The organism is Dyella sp. 01L423 (genome assembly GCF_056399945.1).
The window spans coordinates 1-806 of the sequence record NZ_JBFTSI010000025.1; the positions used below are offsets into that span (position 1 = coordinate 1).

2 protein-coding genes are annotated in these 806 nt (G+C 68.6%); both read right to left on the reverse strand.

What is annotated here, in order from left to right:
- Window positions 1-25: 25 nt before the first annotated feature.
- On the reverse strand, window positions 26-346 hold the full coding sequence (locus AC1DMY_RS20860; RefSeq protein WP_092293709.1) for a hypothetical protein: 321 nt from the start codon (window positions 344-346) through the stop codon (window positions 26-28).
- Window positions 347-558: 212 nt separating this feature from the next.
- Window positions 559-806 (reverse strand): diguanylate cyclase domain-containing protein (locus AC1DMY_RS20865; protein ID WP_477166754.1); only part of this gene is annotated, 248 nt, incomplete at its 5' end.

The window sequence follows — 806 nt, forward strand, 5'->3', positions numbered from 1 at the left end:
AGCCGCTGGCGCAGGCGGGGGGCAGTCAAGCCAGCGCGCCATCCGTGTAGACGTCGAACTGGCGTGACGGCTCGGCGGACACCCCACGCCGGTCCATGCCCGACAGGAAACGCGAGCTGTCCTGGTCGCGCGAGGGCGGTGTCACGTCGCGGGCGCCGTCGGTGTAGACGTCGAAGCGGCCACGGGCGCCGTCGCTGTAGACATCGCGCGAATCGACGCGGAAGTTGTAGCCGTATTTGTCGCCGGCGAACAGGCTGTCACGCGGGCTGGCGGCCTGGGCAAGCTGGGCGGCAAGGGCGGTGGCGATGGCGACGCCGATGAGGAAGGGAAGAAAGCGGTAGTACATGGGTCGAACTCCGATTGGGACAGGGTAGGAAGGGCAAGGAACGCAATCGCGCGTTCCTCCCTTCCTACGCAGGGGCCGTGCCAATCGAAAATCTCGCCCGAATGTGCCGTGGCTGGCGCAAAACCGCGCTATCGGGCGCCTGGCTGGCGGGTGCCAGCCAACAGGTGCGGCGCGTGCCGATGGCCGTGCGCCAACACCCGTTGGGGGTAGGTTCAGCGCGAGTGCGTCCGGAAGCCTTCGCCCTGCATGCCGGCCCGATCCACGGCGGCGATGCGGTTCCGGCCATTGTCCTTCGCGTGATACAACTGCGCGTCCACGAGGTTGATGAAGGCAGTGGGCTCCGCGCCCGGCACCGGCAGCGTGGTGCCCACGCCGAAGCTGGCCGTTACGCGCTGTTCGTAGGGGGAGCGCAGGTGGGGGATGGCCGCGTCGGCGATCATCGTGCGGCAGCGCTCGGCAA